This is a genomic window from Kiloniellales bacterium, from assembly GCA_030066685.1.
In the GTDB taxonomy this organism is placed as follows: Bacteria; Pseudomonadota; Alphaproteobacteria; order Kiloniellales; family JAKSBE01; genus JAKSBE01.
In genome coordinates, this window is record JASJBF010000002.1 from 43,589 (window position 1) to 59,144 (window position 15,556).

General features: G+C 66.1%; 16 protein-coding genes. 10 read left to right on the plus strand and 6 right to left on the minus strand.

From position 1 onward, the window contains the following. Positions 1 to 61: 61 nt before the first annotated feature. Positions 62 to 1,135, minus strand: coding sequence for a tartrate dehydrogenase (locus QNJ30_02275; protein MDJ0942258.1), 1,074 nt, complete (start codon positions 1,133 to 1,135; stop codon positions 62 to 64). Between the two features lie 283 nt (positions 1,136 to 1,418). Here QNJ30_02275 and QNJ30_02280 point away from each other — a divergent pair, with 283 nt between their 5' ends. From QNJ30_02280 to QNJ30_02300, 5 genes are all read left to right on the plus strand, one after another. Next, positions 1,419 to 2,498, plus strand: coding sequence for an NAD-dependent epimerase/dehydratase family protein (locus QNJ30_02280; protein MDJ0942259.1), 1,080 nt, complete (start codon positions 1,419 to 1,421; stop codon positions 2,496 to 2,498). A 163-nt stretch (positions 2,499 to 2,661) separates the two neighbouring features. After that, the gene (locus QNJ30_02285; protein ID MDJ0942260.1) at positions 2,662 to 3,741 is read left to right on the plus strand and encodes a spermidine/putrescine ABC transporter substrate-binding protein; all 1,080 of its coding nucleotides are present in this window, start codon (positions 2,662 to 2,664) and stop codon (positions 3,739 to 3,741) included. Between the two features lie 84 nt (positions 3,742 to 3,825). Further along, positions 3,826 to 4,746: an ABC transporter permease gene (locus QNJ30_02290; protein ID MDJ0942261.1), complete on the plus strand. Its 921-nt coding sequence runs from the start codon at positions 3,826 to 3,828 to the stop codon at positions 4,744 to 4,746. After that, positions 4,746 to 5,636, plus strand: a complete 891-nt coding sequence (locus tag QNJ30_02295; protein ID MDJ0942262.1) for an ABC transporter permease — start codon at positions 4,746 to 4,748, stop codon at positions 5,634 to 5,636. The genes QNJ30_02290 and QNJ30_02295 overlap by 1 nt, the downstream gene beginning before the upstream one ends. Positions 5,637 to 5,649: 13 nt before the next feature. Next, positions 5,650 to 6,750: an ABC transporter ATP-binding protein gene (locus QNJ30_02300; GenBank protein ID MDJ0942263.1), complete on the plus strand. Its 1,101-nt coding sequence runs from the start codon at positions 5,650 to 5,652 to the stop codon at positions 6,748 to 6,750. A 14-nt stretch (positions 6,751 to 6,764) separates the two neighbouring features. Here the strand turns inward: QNJ30_02300 and QNJ30_02305 are convergent, their stop codons facing one another. Beyond that, positions 6,765 to 7,418 carry a ChrR family anti-sigma-E factor gene (locus QNJ30_02305; protein ID MDJ0942264.1) on the minus strand — a complete coding sequence of 218 codons (654 nt, stop codon included), beginning with the start codon at positions 7,416 to 7,418 and terminating at the stop codon, positions 6,765 to 6,767. Then, on the minus strand, positions 7,418 to 8,077 hold the full coding sequence (locus tag QNJ30_02310) for a sigma-70 family RNA polymerase sigma factor (protein MDJ0942265.1): 660 nt from the start codon (positions 8,075 to 8,077) through the stop codon (positions 7,418 to 7,420). The genes QNJ30_02305 and QNJ30_02310 overlap by 1 nt, the downstream gene beginning before the upstream one ends. 214 nt (positions 8,078 to 8,291) lie before the next feature. Between QNJ30_02310 and QNJ30_02315 the strand changes: the two genes are divergently transcribed. From QNJ30_02315 to QNJ30_02335, 5 genes are read left to right on the plus strand one after another with little or no spacing between them, the layout of a single operon-like run. Then, positions 8,292 to 9,623 (plus strand): FAD-dependent oxidoreductase, encoded by a 1,332-nt coding sequence (locus tag QNJ30_02315; protein MDJ0942266.1) that lies wholly within the window; start codon positions 8,292 to 8,294, stop codon positions 9,621 to 9,623. A gap of 9 nt (positions 9,624 to 9,632) precedes the next feature. Continuing rightward, the gene (locus QNJ30_02320; protein MDJ0942267.1) at positions 9,633 to 10,442 is read left to right on the plus strand and encodes a DUF1365 domain-containing protein; all 810 of its coding nucleotides are present in this window, start codon (positions 9,633 to 9,635) and stop codon (positions 10,440 to 10,442) included. A 15-nt stretch (positions 10,443 to 10,457) separates the two neighbouring features. Continuing rightward, positions 10,458 to 11,663 (plus strand): cyclopropane-fatty-acyl-phospholipid synthase family protein, encoded by a 1,206-nt coding sequence (locus QNJ30_02325; protein MDJ0942268.1) that lies wholly within the window; start codon positions 10,458 to 10,460, stop codon positions 11,661 to 11,663. Between the two features lie 36 nt (positions 11,664 to 11,699). Further along, entirely contained in the window at positions 11,700 to 13,040 is a 1,341-nt protein-coding gene (locus QNJ30_02330; GenBank protein MDJ0942269.1) for an MFS transporter, read from the plus strand. An 8-nt stretch (positions 13,041 to 13,048) separates the two neighbouring features. Further along, entirely contained in the window at positions 13,049 to 13,627 is a 579-nt protein-coding gene (locus QNJ30_02335; GenBank protein ID MDJ0942270.1) for a DUF3833 domain-containing protein, read from the plus strand. Positions 13,628 to 13,631: 4 nt separating this feature from the next. Here the strand turns inward: QNJ30_02335 and QNJ30_02340 are convergent, their stop codons facing one another. Genes QNJ30_02340 through QNJ30_02350 form a run of 3 tightly spaced genes read right to left on the minus strand, consistent with a single transcriptional unit; the run spans position 13,632 to position 15,519 of the window. Further along, positions 13,632 to 14,066 (minus strand): nuclear transport factor 2 family protein, encoded by a 435-nt coding sequence (locus QNJ30_02340; protein MDJ0942271.1) that lies wholly within the window; start codon positions 14,064 to 14,066, stop codon positions 13,632 to 13,634. Continuing rightward, positions 14,063 to 14,836, minus strand: a complete 774-nt coding sequence (locus tag QNJ30_02345; GenBank protein ID MDJ0942272.1) for an SDR family NAD(P)-dependent oxidoreductase — start codon at positions 14,834 to 14,836, stop codon at positions 14,063 to 14,065. Before QNJ30_02345 ends, QNJ30_02340 begins: the two co-directional genes overlap by 4 nt. After that, entirely contained in the window at positions 14,833 to 15,519 is a 687-nt protein-coding gene (locus QNJ30_02350; protein MDJ0942273.1) for a DUF6134 family protein, read from the minus strand. Before QNJ30_02350 ends, QNJ30_02345 begins: the two co-directional genes overlap by 4 nt. Positions 15,520 to 15,556: the final 37 nt, after the last annotated feature.

The window sequence follows — 15,556 nt, forward strand, 5'->3', positions numbered from 1 at the left end:
ACAAGGCCTTGAGTCTCTTCACAACCGCTTGATCGGCCGAGGCCCTTATGGGTTAGGCGTCTCAGGCGTTCTCGCCCTGGAGGGCACGGCGGACCCGCTCCGTGACCTCTTCGGTGGTCGCATCGCCGCCCAGGTCCGGGGTCAGGACGCCCGCCGCCAGGGTCTGCTCGACCGCGGTCATCAGGGCGCGGGCGGGGCCGGACTGGCCGAGGTGCTCAAGCAGGAGGGCCGCCGACCAGAAGGCGCCGACCGGGTTGGCGACCCCCTTGCCGGCAATGTCGAAGCCGGCGCCGTGGATCGGCTCGAACATCGAGGGAAAGGCACCCTCGGGGTTGAGGTTGGCGGTCGGCGCGATGCCAAGGCTGCCGGACAGCGCCGCCGCGAGATCGCTCAGGATGTCGGCGTGGAGGTTCGAGGCGACCACCACGTCAAGGCTCGCCGGCTTGAGGACCATTCTCGTGGTCATGGCGTCGACCAGGACCTTTTCGGTCGTGACCTCGGGGTAGTCGGCGGCCAGCTCGGCGAAGACCTCGTCCCAGAGCACCATGCCGTGGCGCTGGGCATTGGACTTGGTGACCAGGGTCAGGTGCCTGCGCCGGCGGCTGCGGGCCAGCTCGAAGGCGACTTTCTGGACCCGCCGTATGCCGCCGCGGGTGAAGACCGCGGTCTCGACCGCCAGCTCCTCGGGCAGGCCGCGATGGACCCGGCCGCCGGCCCCGGCGTACTCGCCCTCGGTGTTCTCGCGGACGATGATCCAGTCGATGTCGCCGCCGGCGACTCCGGCCAGCGGGCTCTTGACGCCGGGCAGGATCCGGGCCGGCCGCAGGTTGGCGTACTGATCGAAGCCCTGGCAGATGGCGAGGCGCAGGCCCCAGAGGGTGACGTCGTCAGGGACCTCGGGATCGCCGACGGCGCCGAAGTAGATTGCGTCGAAGCCCTTGAGGGTCTCCAGCGCGTCCTCGGGCATCATCCGGCCATGCTCGCGGTAGTAGTCGGAGCCCCAGGGGAAGCTCTCGACCTGCAGCTCGAGCTCCGGCTCGCGGGCCGCCAGGGCCTCGAGGATGCGCAGGCCGGCACCCAGCACTTCGGCGCCGATCCCGTCGCCCGGGATGGCTGCGATACGGTATTCGGGCAAGAGAACCTCTCCCTCTTGGACCGGCCGAGCCGCCGGCCCGGGCATCTGTCCCCCGCGGTGGACCCGCCAGCGCCTAACATGGGGCGAGCGCCCCGGAGTCGTCAACGGCGCTGCGCGCTGCGGCTCCGGTTCCTGCGGGCAGGTCTGACAAACCTTTGAATTTACGACAAAAAAGAAGAAAAGACTCCAAGATACAAAGGCTTAAGAAATGGCGCGTTAGCCTTAGCGAGGCCTGCGGAAACGCGGGCGAGGTGGGAGTTCGGTTAAGGCCTGGATCGGGCAGATGACGGAAGAGAACCGCAAGGCGGCAGTTCTGGTCACCGGGGCCGGCGGCTTCGTCGGCCACCATGTCTGCCGCTTCCTGGCGCGCCGGGGCTATGCCGTCCGCGGTGCCCTGCGGGCCCGCCCGCCCTACGCCGAGGAGGGGGTGGACTACGTTGCCATCGGCGATATCGACGACCACACCGACTGGGGGAGCGCTCTCGACGGCGTCGACATCGTGGTCCATGCCGCCGGGACCACCGAGGACTTCACCGAACCTTCGGGCCGCTGGCTGGTGGCCCACAACCAGATCAACGTGGCCGGCACGGCCTCTCTCGCCCAGGCGGCGGTGGACCGCGGCGTCAAGCGCCTGATCTTCCTCAGCTCGGTCGGCGTGCGCGCCGCCGAGCGCGACGAGGATCCAACCGGCTTCGAGACCAGCAAGTACGAGGCCGAGCAGATTCTGCGCAAGACCGTGGCCACGGCCCCGATCGAGCTCGTGGTCCTGCGCCTGCCGCCGCTTTATGGCCCAGAGAAGCAGGGCGCCCTGCGCGCTATGGCCGAGGCGATCCTGCGCGACCGGCCGCTGCCGCTTGCCAGCGTGCAGAACCAGATGAGCCTGCTCTTCGTCGGTAACCTGGTCAGCGCGATCGAGGCCTGTCTCGAAAACCCGGCGGCTGGCGACCACACCTTCTCGATCAGTGACGGCGAGGCGGTCTCGACCCCGGAATTGGTCGAGCGACTGGCCGAGGCCATGCAGCGCGAGCTCGACCTCTGGCCCTGCCCGACCTCGCTTCTGGGCCTGCTCGCCGGCTTCGCCGGCTGCGGCAAGATCGTCCGGGCCCTGACCAGGGACGTGGTCTTTGACGACCAGGAGATCGTCCGAGACCTGGGCTGGCAGCCGCCGATCGAGGTCGACACCGCGCTCCTGGCCACGGTCCGCTCCTGGGATCTCGAGGCGGCGGCGCAGCAGGCGCCGGCGCGCCGGCCGGGCCTGCGCGGCCGGCTGACCGATGCCGTCTTTGACCTCGGGGAGCGGATCGTCCGTATGCTTCGCAGCCGTCGGGACTCCCGCGACACGCGGGAAGCTCATTCCACCTGACGGCCAGCGTCCCTGTTGAAGTGCCGCCGTTGGGCCTTTCCAGTTCCGGCGTTTCATTTGACAACCAGCCTAGGCCGAAGGCTCAATACCTGAGGCTCGGCGCGCAATGCCGCTGCGCCGCCCCAAAACGAGAAGAAAAAGACCTGTAGGCTGGGAGATGACCATGAAACGCCACAATATTCGGCCCTTTTCGCGTCGTGCCTTCCTGGCGGGCAGCGGTGCGGTCGCGGCCGGCCTGACCTTTGCGCCCCGCTTCGGCTTGAGCGCTGAGGAGCCGAAGCTCAACTTCTATAACTGGGACACTTACATCGGCGAGGACACGCTGGACGATTTCAAGGACGCCAGCGGCATCGAGGTCAAGATGGACCTCTTCGCCGACAACGACGAGCTCTTCGCCAAGCTCAAGGAAGGCAATCCCGGCTACGACGTCATCGTGCCCACCAACGACTACGTCGAGCGGATGATCACGGCCGACATGCTGGTGCCCCTGGACCATGGCAAGATCCCCAATTTCAAGACCAACGTGGATCCAGCCTTCCAGGACGCCCAGTTCGATCCGGGCCGCAAGTATTCCATGCCCTACATGTGGGGCACCCAGGGCATCGGCTATCGCAAGTCCAAGGTCTCGGCCGTGCCGGACAGCTGGAAAGTGCTGCTGGATTCCGACGAATACTCCGGCCGGATCGCGCTTCTGAGCGAAGCCCGGGTGGTGTTCGGCGTGGCGCTGAAGTACCTGGGCTTTCCCTACAACTCGACCAGCGCGCAAGAGATCGCCAAGGCCGAGGCCGTGCTGATCAAGCAGAAGCCGCACATCAAGACCTTCGCCGAGGACAACGGCCAGGACCTGCTGTTGTCCGGCGAGGTCGACCTGACCATGGAATGGAACGGCGACATCCTGCAGGTCATGGAGGAGGACGACGACATTTCCTATGTCGTGCCGAAGGAAGGCAGCTTGGTCTGGGAGGACACCCTTTGCGTGCCCAAGGGTGCACCGCATCCCGGGAACGCTCACGCCTTCATCAACTACCTTCTGGATGCCGAGGCCGGGGCGGCGATCGCCGACTTCATCCAATACGCCACGCCGAACAAGGCCGCCAAGGCCCTGCTGCCGGCCGAGTACACGGAGAACCCGGCGATCTTCCCGAGCGACGAGACCCTCGCCAATTGCGAGGCCTCGCTCTATCTCGGCGAAGAAGCGCAGCGGATCTACGACGAGGCCTGGACCCGGGTCCTGGCCGCCTGACGTCGGCAAGGTGACGCGGCCCCGCCCCGGCGGGGCCGCTTCCGGATCCGGGGCGCGGGGCAGAGGGCGAAAGACGGGGCGGGCATGGAAAGCTGGCGGCGAAATCCCCTGGTCTTCTGGGTGATCAACCTGCCGCCGAGCCTGTGGCTGCTGCTGTTCTTCCTCATCCCCCTGGGCCTGATCTGGGTCTTCTCCTTCGGTGAGAAGCGCGGCGTCGTCGATATCGAGATCACTTGGACCCTGGCCAACTACCTGCGGGCGCTGGACCCGCTCTACCTGCAGATCTTTGCCAAGTCCCTCTGGTTCACGGCGATCACCACCTTGCTCTGCCTGGCGATCGGCTTTCCTATCGCCTTCGGTATTTCCTTCGCGCCGGCGAAGTGGAAGCCCTGGCTGCTGCTGGCGATCATCCTGCCCTTCTGGACCAACCTGCTGATCCGAACCTATGCCCTCATTGCCGTGCTTCGCACCCGCGGCTACGTCAACTTCACCCTGGAGTGGTTCTGGGAGCAGGGCAATTGGCTGCTCGCGCTGCTCGGCCTCGGCCAGTATCAGCTCCTGGGCGCCGACTTCGAGGCCCTGCCTCTGCTCTACAACAACTTCGCGGTGGTCTTCGGGCTGGTCTATGTCCACCTGCCCTTCACCGTGCTGCCGCTCTACGCGGCCCTGGAGCGCATGGACCCCTCCTACATCGAGGCGAGCCTGGACCTCGGCGCCGGCCAGTTTCGGACCTTCTTCACCGTCGTTGTGCCCCTGGCCAAGGCCGGGATCATCTCGGCGGTCATCATCACCTTCATCCCGGCGCTGGGCTCCTTCCTCACTCCAGACTTGCTGGGCGGCACCGACAGCCAGATGATCGCCAACGTGATCGAGCGCCAGTTCAAGTCGGCCAACGACTGGCCCTTTGGCGCGGCGCTGTCCTTCATCCTGATGTACGCGACCTTCTTCGCGCTGGCTCTGCGCGCCGTGCTGGCCAAGGGCCGCTCGTCGATGGAGGCGGCCTGATGACCGCGACCGCGGCCTCTCCGCCCGCCGCCGCCCGGCCGCGCCGGCGCTGGCGCCGCGAGGCCATCGGGCCGCTGGACTACAGCCGGCGGCTCTGGCTGCGCCTGACCTTCCTCGCCGCCCTGGTCTTCCTCTACGCGCCGATCATCACGCTGATCGTTTTCAGCTTCAACAACAGCCGGCGGAACATCGTCTGGCGCGGCTTCACCCTGAAGTACTACGAGAGGGCGCTGGGCAACGACGGGCTGATCGAGGCCTTCGTCAACTCGCTGACCATCGCCCTGCTGTCCACGGCGGCCAGCGTGATCCTCGGCGCCATGGTGGCGGTGCTGCTCTGGCGCTTCCGCTTTCCCGGCAAGGCGCCGCTGGAGGGCGCCATGGCCCTGCCGATCGTGATCCCGGAGATCTGCATGGGCGTCGCCATGCTGGCCTTCTTCGCGCGCATCGGCTGGCCGAGCGACCTGGTCTGGCCCTTCAACCTGGGCAGCATCATCATCGCCCACATCTCCTTCAGCTTCCCCTTCGTTGCCATGGTCGTGCGCGCGCGTCTGGCCAACTTCAACCGGGAGCTGGAAGAGGCGGCCAAGGACCTGGGCGCGAGCGAGTGGGAGACCTTCCGCGACGTCCTGATTCCCTTCATGCGGCCGGGCCTGGTCGCAGGGGGCCTGCTGGCCTTTACCCTCTCGCTCGACGACTTCGTCATCACTTTCTTCACCTCGGGGCCGGACACCGTAACCTTCCCGGTCAAGGTCTATTCCATGGTGCGCTTCTCGGTGACGCCGGAGGTCAACGCGGCCTCGACCGTGCTGATCGTGATCACCCTGTTCCTGACTGCCCTGGCAATGTGGCTGCAGAACCGCAGCGGGCAGAAGGCGGCGGAACTCGGATAAGCGAGGACAAGACATGACAGAGGCCGGGGGCGGAAAGCCGATCATCTCGATCCGCGAGGTCAGCAAGATCTTCGGCGGCCAGGTGACCGCGGTCGACGACGTCAGCCTGGACATCTACGAAGGCGAGTTCTTCGCCCTGCTCGGGCCCTCGGGCTGCGGCAAGACGACCCTGCTGCGGATGCTGGCCGGGTTCGAAATCCCGAGCCTTGGCCAAGTTCTGCTCGACGATCGGGACCTTACCGGCGTGCCGCCCAACAAGCGGCCGATCAACATGGTTTTCCAGTCCTACGCGGTCTTTCCGCACATGAGTGTCTTCGACAACGTCGCCTACGGCCTCAAGATCACCGGTGTCGACAAGGCCGAGATCGCCACCCGGGTCGACGAGGCCCTGGAGCTTGTCAAGCTGGGCGGCTTCGGCGGGCGCCGGCCGGACCAGCTCTCCGGCGGCCAGCGTCAGCGGGTCGCCTTGGCGCGCGCCCTGGTCAAGCGGCCGCGGGTCCTGCTGCTCGACGAGCCGCTATCGGCGCTGGACGCCAAGCTGCGCGAGGCCATGCAGCTGGAGCTGGTGCGGTTGCGCGAGACCGTCGGCATCACCTTCGTGATCGTGACACATGACCAGAGCGAGGCGCTATCGATGGCCAACCGCATTGCCGTGATGGAGTCCGGCAAGGTGCGTCAGATCGCCAGCCCGGCGGAGCTCTACGAGTATCCGAACTGCCGTTTCGTCGCCGATTTCATAGGCAAGATGAACCTCTTCGAGGGCCGGGTCTCGGGTCTTGCGGGCAATCAGATCACGGTCCAGGTCGAGGGTCTGGGCGAGGTCACCCTGCCTGCGGTCGACGGCGCCGAAGGTGAGGTTGGGATCGCCGTGCGGCCCGAGAAGCTGCGCCTGGACGTGGATGACCCGGGCCCGGGCCGCATCGCCTTCCGCGGCCGGGTGACCGAAGTCGCCTATTATGGCGACGCCAGCAATGTCTTCATCACCGACGCCGGGGGACGAGCGGTCTCCGCCAACATCCAGAACGAGGCGAGGCGCACCGCGCCACAGGTGGTAGTCGGTGACGACCTATGGTGCTCCTGGGATCCGCGGGACACGCTGATCCTGACCGGCTAATCCCGCGGCGACGCTCAGCGCTGGAACAGTGGGCTCAGCAAGCGCACGATGGGGCCGGTGAAGCGCAGTGGCGCATCGGTCACCGCCAGGCAGACGCAATCCTCGCCCGGATCGGCGATCGGCCTGTGCTGAACGGCCGGATCGGCGATGGCGACGTCGCCGCGCAGGAAGTGCCCGGTATGGTCGCTGAAGCCCCCGGTGAGCACGAGGGTATATTCGGAGCCGTGGTGGCTGTGCTCGGGGATCGCCGTCTTCGGCCTGATTCGCATCAGGCGCGTCTTGAAATCGGTGCTTTCTGGCAGCAGGCTTGCTTCCGCAATCCCGCCCCTCTGGTGCCAATCGATACTCTCCAAAGACCCGGCCACGTAATCACGCAGCGGACGCGGCAGCCGCAGGTCCTCATTTGTGGCCGGCAGAGGGGGCGGTGTCGACGGCGGCGCTTCGGGCGTATCCAGTCTGTCGAGAACCTGAACGAGGCTATCGCTGTTCAGCATCGCTAGCGCTTGGCCGTCCAGTTCGTCACCGCCCAGCATCTCGTAGGCGGCCACTTCCTGACGGCACTGTGGGCAGAGCGCCAAGTGTGTGGCCACGAGCAGCGCCAGGGGTTCGTTCATGCTGCCGGCCGCATAGCTGAGCAGCATCTCTTCCGAGGGATGATGGTGCGGCATCACCGCAGGTCCTCCAAGCTACGACGCAGTTTCGCGACCGCCAGCCGGATCCGCGACTTGACTGTGCCAAGCGGCAAACCCAGTTCGGTGGCAATCGCGTCGTGTGTTTTATCTTCGAAAAATGACATTCGCAGCAGGCTCGCTTGCTCCTCGGGCACCTCGCTGATCGCTTTTTGGATCGCCGTGCGCCATTCACTCGCCGACAGCGCCTCAGACGGATCCTCGTCACGATCCGGCACGAGGGCCGGGTCGTTGGGATCGAGTTCCGGACGCCGTTCCCGTCGGATAGCGTCAATACGCTTGTTGCGGGTGATCGTGAAAATCCAAGTGCTGGCCCGCGCCTTTCGATAATCGAACTGCTCGGCGCGACGCCACACGGTCAACATGACCTCCTGCATCAAATCATCGGCCTCGCTATCACCGACGCCAAGACGTCGCAAATAGCTTTTGACCCGAGGGCCGAAATGCTCGAACAAGCGCACAAACGCCTTGCGATCGCGATGGACCGCGACGTCTATCAGAAGTCCGCTCAGCTCATCCGGGACGGCGCGCGAAGCAACTGTGGCATTTGAACCCATCCCATTATCTAAGGTCATCATGGCCACGCCGACAAGCGGCGTGCGAGCTAATGACCGAACAGAATCGACCCCTGTCACCATAAAGCCTCCATTTGGTAGCTGTACGGGCCTGCCGGCAGGCCGGATCACCTCAATTTCACCCCGTCCAGGACCCTGTGATCCGCCGCCAAGTACCTGACGTAACGACCTTCAATGCGCTCAACGAGGGCTCTTCACGCCTTCACACCAGCATTTAACCATGCGGCCGAAGCCTCTCGGTCGCTGTCTGGGGACCCCGGCAGGAGATAGTTAACGCATGAAGATCGCCATCGTCGGCAGCGGCATCGCCGGTCTCGGCGCTGCCTGGGCCCTGAACAGGCAGCATGAGATCACCCTCTTCGAAGCGGAGGGCAGCCTCGGAGGCCATGCCAACACGGTTGAAGTCCCCGACGGCAACCGTCGGGTTGCGGTCGATACGGGGTTCATCGTCTACAACGAGCAGACCTACCCGAAACTGACCCGTCTGTTCCGAGAGCTCGACGTTCCCACTGAGGCGAGCGAAATGTCCTTCTCGGTGTCTCTCGGCCGGGGCCGCTTCGAATACAAAGGCGATCTGCCCGGCCTGCTCGCCCAGCCCAGCAACCTGGGCCGTCCGCGGTTCTGGCGCATGCTCCGCGACGTCGCCCGCTTCTACCGCGAGGCGCCGGCGCTGCTAAAGGGAGAGCCCGACAACACCTTGAGCTTGGAGACCTACCTCGAGGCCGAGCGCTATTCCGACGATTTCATCAACGACCACCTGCTGCCGATGGGCGCCGCGATCTGGTCGACCTCCCTGTCCGACATGCGCGCCTTCCCGGTGCGGACCTTCGTCCAATTCTGCCAGAACCACGGCCTGCTGCTCTACACCGGTCGGCCACAGTGGATGACGGTAACGGGCGGCAGCCGCGAGTACGTGCGCCGCCTGAGCCGGAGCTTTCGGGACCGGATCCGCCTGAACCAAGCCGTGATTTCCTGCCGGCGCACGCCGGTCGGCGTCTTCGTGACCACGGAAGCCGGCGGCGAGGAGCGCTTTGATCAACTGGTGCTGGCTTGCCACAGCGATCAGGCCCTGCGAATCCTGGGCCCAGACGCGACATGGCAGGAGGCCGAGACGCTTGCCGCGCTCGGATATGAGGACAACTTGGCGGTGCTGCACCAGGATCCCGATCTCATGCCGCGCCGCCGCGCTGCCTGGGCCAGCTGGAACTACATGGGCGGCGAGGTCGAGGCGCAGGGGCGCAAGGTTTCGGTCACCTACTGGATGAACCGTCTGCAGAACCTTGAGACGAGCGAGCCGCTGCTGCTCAGCCTCAACCCGATCCACCGGCCCCAGTCTGACAAGATTTTGGCCAGCTTCAGCTACGCTCATCCCCAGTTCGACCAGGCCGCTCTGGAGGCCCAGTCGGGTCTCTACCGGATCCAGGGTCAGCGGCAGACCTGGTTCTGCGGCGCCTACTGCGGCTACGGGTTTCACGAGGACGGCCTGGAGGCTGGATTCAAGGTCGCCGCCGAGCTGGGCGCAGCCGTGCCCTGGGCGGAGGAGGTCGGCGCTTCGAGCCCCGCCTGGCGCGCCGTGCAGCCCGTGCTGGCTCTTGAGGCGGCGGAGTAGGCGGCGGCCATGCCCGTTCCGGCCCTAAGGTCCCGGATCTACTTCGGTCGGGTCATGCACAAGCGGCTGCGGCCGTTCACGCATCGCTTCGACTACCGGGTTTATGCCTTTCTCTTCGACCTCGACGAGCTCGAGCGGCTCGACCGGGACCTGCCGTTGTTCTCCCACAACCGTCCGAACGTCTTCAGCCTGCGCGACCGAGACCACGGTCCACGGGACGGCAGTCCGCTGCGGCCCTGGGCCGAGCGGCTCTGCGCCGAGGCCGGGATCGAGCTGTGCGGCGGCCGGGTCCAGCTGCTCTGCCTGCCGCGTCTCTTCGGCTATGCCTTCAACCCGCTGTCCCTCTGGTTCTGCCACGGCGAAGAGGGAGAACTGCGCGCGGTGATCTACGAAGTGCGGAACACCTTCGGCGAGCAACACAGCTACGTCATCCCCCTGGCCGCGCCCGCGGTCGCGGACGAGGGCTTCGACCAGGCCTGCGAGAAGGGCTTCTATGTCTCGCCCTTCATTCCCATGGCCGCCGCCTACCGCTTTCGCCTGCGCCCTCCCGGACGGCGTCTCGCCGTGCTGATCCGTCAGGCCGTCAAGGAGGGCGAGATTCTGCTCGCGACCTGGACCGGCCGCAGCGCCCGCCTGGGCCCGAGCGCCCTGTCGCGCGCCCTGTTGCTCTATCCTCTCCTCACCTTCAAGATTACGCTCGCTATCCATTGGCAGGCGCTGTGGCTGTGGGGGAAGGGCGCGCGCTATCACCGGCGTCCCCAGCCACCGGAGGAACCGGTCTCCCTCGAAATGCCCGCTCCGCAGCTGCCGGCCGAGTAGAGGGGAACAGGGGAGATGGAGATACCAGCCAAACCGACCGTGCGCGTCGGCGCGGCCCACTTTGGTTTGATGTTCAGGGTCCTCGACCGGACCCGCTTCGGACACATCAGGGTGGTCCTGCCGGACGGCAGCGAGCACGACTTCGTGGGCGAGGAGCCGGGGCCGCGCGCCGAGATCGAATTCCGCAACCACAGGGTCCTCCGGCGCATGTTGACCAACGGCAGCAACGGCTTTGCCGAAGGCTACCTGGCCGGCGAGTTTGAGACACCCGACCTGGCGGCGCTCTTGGAGCTTGGGGCCCGCAACGAGACTGCCTGGGGCAACTTCCTCACCAGAACCTCGATGCTCGCCGGCCTGCACCGCCTGGTGCATGTCTTGCGGCCGAATTCCAGGCGCGGCGCGCGGCGGAACATTTCGCAGCACTACGACCTGGGCAACAGCTTCTATTCCGCCTGGCTGGACCGCAGCTTGACCTACTCTTCAGCGGTGTTCGACAAGGCCGACCAGCCGCTGGAGGCGGCGCAACGCAACAAGTACGCTAACCTCGCCGCGCTAGGCGGGCTGAAGCCCGGCGATCATGTCCTGGAGATCGGCTGCGGCTGGGGCGGCTTTGCGCTCCACGCCGCCAAGAGCTTGGGGTGCCGGGTCACCGGGCTGACCATTTCGCGAGAGCAGTACGAGCATGCCAGGGCGCGGGTCGCCAGCGAGGGCCTGCAGGATCGGGTCGAGATCCGCCTCCAGGACTATCGCGATACCCAGGGCGTCTTCGACCGCGTGGTGTCGATCGAGATGTTCGAGGCGGTGGGCGAGCGCTATTGGGATCCCTTCTTTCGAAAGCTGAACGAGGTGCTCAGGCCCGGCGGCACCGCCGCATTACAGGTGATCACCATCGCCGAGGACGTCTGGCCGAACTATAGGCGCAGCGCCGACTTCATCCAGCGCTACATCTTTCCCGGCGGCGTCCTGCCGCCGCGCCGGGCCCTGATCGAACGGGCCCAGAGCGCCGGGCTCGCCTGGCTAACCGACAGCGGCTACGGCACGCACTACGCGCGCACCCTGGCCCTGTGGCATCAGCGCTTTTGCGAGGCCTGGCCGGAGATCGGCCGGCTCGGTTTCGACGAGCGCTTCCGGCGGATGTGGCGTTACTACCTGGCCTACTGCGAGGCCGGTTTCCGCAGCGGCCGGATCGACGTCCTGCAGATGGCCCTGCGCCGGCCCTGAAGATGCCGGTGGCGAAGACGATGAAGGAGACGGCACATGGAGCGTGGGGCGGCGTCCTCGCTGCTACGGCTGACGGCCTACGGCCTGCCAGGCCTGCCGATGGCTGCGCTGCTGCTGCCGCTCTACGTCTACCTGCCGACCTTCTACGCGGCTGACCTTGGGCTCGGCTTCGCGGCCGTCGCCGCGGTCCTGACGACCACGCGGATCTGGGACGTCCTCACGGATCCGCTGATCGGGTCCCTGTCGGACCGCACCCGGAGCCGTTTCGGCCGGCGCCGGCCCTGGATGCTGGCCGGCGCGCCCCTGCTGCTGATCAGCGCTTATTTCCTCTTCCTGCCCGCCCCGGGCGCAGGTTGGCCCTACCTGTTGCTCTGGGTCGCCGTGCTGACCCTGGGCGGCACGATGGTGCTGCTGCCCTACAGCGCCTGGGGCGCTGAGCTCACCAAGGACTATCACGGACGCAGCCGGGTCTCGGCCGCGCGCGAGGTCTTCGTCGTGGTCGGCACGATCCTGGCTGCCGCCTTGCCGGCGGCCTTCGGCGAGGACCGGGGCCGAGCCCTGGAGATGCTGTTCTGGATCCTGCTGGTGTCCCTGCCGATTGCCCTGGCGCTGGCATTGACGCTGGTGCCGGAGCCTGCCCCGAAGTCCGCCGAGGCCCTGCCGTGGCGCCGCAGCCTGGGCTTGCTGCGTTCCAACGGGCCCTTCCGGCGCCTGATCCTGGCCTATTTCCTCAACGGGATCGCCAACGGCCTTCCGGCGACGCTGTTCCTGCTCTTCGCCGAGTTCGGCCTGGACGCCAAGGCGAGCAGCGGCGCCTTCCTGCTGACCTACTTCCTCTGCGGCATCCTCTCGGTCCCGCTATGGCTCAGGCTGACCCGGCCCTTCGACAAGCACCGGGTCTGGATCGGCGCCATGCTCATGGCCTGCGCGGTCTTCGTCTGCGTACCGCTGCTCGGGCCCGGCGACGGGTCCTGGTTCTTCCTGGTCTGCGTGCTCACCGGCCTGGCCCTGGGGGCGGACCTCGTGCTGCCGCCCTCGATGCAGGCCGACGTCATCGACCTCGACCGCCTGCGCAGCGGGCGGGAGCGGGCCGGGCTCTATTTCGCGATCTGGGGCATGGGCACCAAGCTGGCCCTGGCGCTGGCAGTCGGGATCGCCTTCCCGCTGCTTGAGTTCTTCGGCTTCCAGGCGGTGGCCGGCGGCGGCGGCGAACTGCCCCTCTTCGCCTTGGCGGCGCTCTACAGCCTGGCTCCTGTGGCCTTCAAGCTGGCCAGCATTTCCCTGATGCGTGGCTATCCCATTACCGCCGTGCGGCACGACCGCCTTCGCCGACGGATCGAGGCCCGGCAGGCATCCAAACCCGGTTCCCTCGCGTAAAAGAGCCAATGACGAAGAGCACGTTGATTTGCTTGGCCTTAACCCTGATCTTGACCGGATGCGGTAGTATGAAACCTGAGGACTTTGCGGGACGTGAGCCGAAGCTCCTGCTGGAGGAATATTTCCCCGGCAAGACCCGGGCCCATGGCCTCTTTGTCGATCGCTTCGGTGATCTGCGCCGGCAGTTCGTTGTCGATATCGACGGCACCTGGGACGGCGAGACTCTTATCTTGAAAGAGGATTTCCTCTACGACGATGGCGAGACCCAGCAACGAATCTGGATGATCCGCAAGACAGGTCCGCACAGCTACGAGGGCCAAGCCGAGGACGTGATCGGGCCCGCGGAGGGTAGAGCCTACGGCAATGCGCTAAACTGGCGCTACCAGCTCGCGCTCAAGGTCGGAGAGTCGACCTGGAACGTCACTTTCGACGACTGGATGTTCCTGCAGGACGACGACGTGATCATCAATCGGGCCGAGATCACCAAGTTCGGTTTTAAGCTCGGCGAGGTGACGATCGTCTTCACCAAGCCTCTGGCCCGTCAGTCTCACGCCCCGGCAGAGCTCGCCGTCGCCGCGGCAGAGTAATACGTCAGGTCTCCGCGGCGCCGAGCCGGCGCCGCAGGCGTTCAAGAAGCCAGCCTAGAACCGGCATCCTGGCGTAGAGCTGGCTCGCCGCGTCCCAATGGTCGATATGGGCGGTGACACGACCTTCGCCATCGAAGCGAAGCTCCGTCACGCCTTCGAACTGCATCGGCCGGCGGCTTCGCTGCAGTCGGCAATGCAACGTCCAGGCGAAAAAACAAGCCTCGCCGCCGCAAGCCAGGTCCCGGGCCGCGAAGCGAACGTCGGTCACGTCTTCGAAAATCTTGGCGAAGACGCGGATCACCGACGCGCGGCCGGAAGCATCGTTGAAAGGATCCTTAAACCGGACCTCGGGTGCCAGGTAGCCGACAAGCTCGGGCAGGCGCTCCGGCGTCAGCGACTCCAGGAAGGCGACGTAGGCCGCCGCAGCGTGTTGCGTCATTGCTTCGGCAGCAAGCGGCGGGTCATCGCCAGGGCCAGAGGGTAAGGGAGAATTCGCAACAGCTTCAGAAGATAGGCGAAGCGCCGCGGAAAGATGATTTCGAAGGAACTGGATTGAAGGCCCCGGTAGAAGGCCTCCGCCGCCGCTTCGACCTCCATCAGAAAGGGCATGTGGAAAGGATTGCGGTCGGTCAGCGGCGTCTTGACGAAGCCCGGGTTGACGACCTGCAAAGTGATCCCCTCGGCCCGTAGCTCGGGCTCCAAGGCCTCGGCAAGGTTAATCAGGCCGGCCTTGCTCATTCCATAGGCGCCGGCCAGCGGCAGGCCGACATAACCGGCCAGGGACGCGACCACGGCGACCCGACCGGCCCGGCGCTGGCGCAGCGGCGGCAGGATCGCCTCCAGGCAATGCACCGTGCCCATGAGATTGAGCTCGATCAGCTTGCGGAAGTCCGCGGCGGCCAGCTTGGCGACCGGCGTCGGCTTATGGGTCCCGGCGTTCAGGACAACCACGTCGGGCAGCCCGAAGTCGTCGATAATCCTGGCAACCGTTGCCTGGACAGCGGCCCGATCCGTCACATCGAGCGGAAAGGCCTCGATGCTGCCTGGAAAAGCGGAGGCCAGGGCCGCCACCGCTTGCAGCTGGTCCTCGCTGCGGGCAGACGCGGCAACACGCCAGCCCTGGGACGCCATCTTCAGGGCCAGGGCGCGGCCCAGGCCACTGCTGGCGCCGGTGATCCAGACGCGATCCTGCGGTTCGGCTGCGTTCAAAGACGGCTCGGATTGGCCGTTTCGACGGGCGTGTACTCGATCTCGGCGCCCTTGGCCTCGAAGGCCATCTTCAACCACTCGCCCCTGGGGCCATACCAGAGGTCCAGCTCAAGGTCGCCGGCCATACGGTACTGCCTTGCGCTCTTCAGGCCCAGAGGCAGCAGCAGGTCATCCTCGCCCTGCGGCCGGACCTCGATCGACAGCAGCCGGCCGTGCTGGCTGTCCAGCAGCTGCCGTTGCTCAACGGTGCGCGGGTTCCAATAGCTGGTCGGGATCGTGTCGGCCGGCGCGGTGAAGGTGCCTTCGCTGTTGTCGACCCTCAGGCCGTCGGCGGTCGCTTCGGCACGGACCCAATGCGGGGTACCATCGTCGTCGGTTTGGCTGTTCAGGCTGATCAGCCGGCCGTCGCGCCAACGCTCGCGGGTCCGATTGCTGTAGCGATAAAGAGTGAGGAAGGCGAAGTCGACCTGCAGGGCTATGTCGACGTCGACCAGCAGGTCGCCACCCTCTCGTCGGAACGAGATGACGTGCCGGCCGATCGAAGAATCCTCGCGAAGCACGTCGAAAGCGATCCGATCATCGCTTGCCAACGCCGCACCTAGGCCGGAAGACGGGGCCAGGGCGGCACCGGCCGCCAGCATGGCCAGCAGGTCTCTGCGCGGGATCTGGAGTTTTTGCGACATGACCGCCCTCGATCCAGACAAGACTAATGGAATATCT